At 56.4% G+C, this 362-nt stretch carries 1 pseudogene; it reads right to left on the reverse strand.

Annotation, left to right across the window (positions count from 1 at the left end):
- Positions 1–313, reverse strand: a pseudogene (locus ACYP03_RS24765) (efflux transporter periplasmic adaptor subunit); the annotation flags it as partial.
- Positions 314–362 lie beyond the last annotated feature (49 nt).

Here is a 362-nt window from a genome sequence, read left to right on the forward strand (position 1 = left end):
TGGGTTTGGCGTTATCGAGCTGAACCAGCAACTGCCCCTGCGTCACTTTCCGCTCGGTATCCACCACGATGCGATCCACCTTGGCAGCCACTTCAGTGGCAATAGTCACTGAACGCTGAGCGGCCAGTTTGCCCACCAGAGAAACCGAACTGACCACTTGGTGTGATGTCACTTCGCCTGTCGCAACCGGGACGCTGCGCCCAGGTTTGGGCTGGCTGGCGGCTTGGGCAGCATGAGACTGCTGCTGAAAATAGAAATAGCCCCCGCCGGCCAGGGATGCCGCTACCACAACGGCCAAAACAACTTTCTTCATGCTTTCGCATCCTGTTCTTTGTTATGGGCTAATCATATCTGACCCACAG

Source organism: Photobacterium sp. R1 (assembly GCF_054600795.1).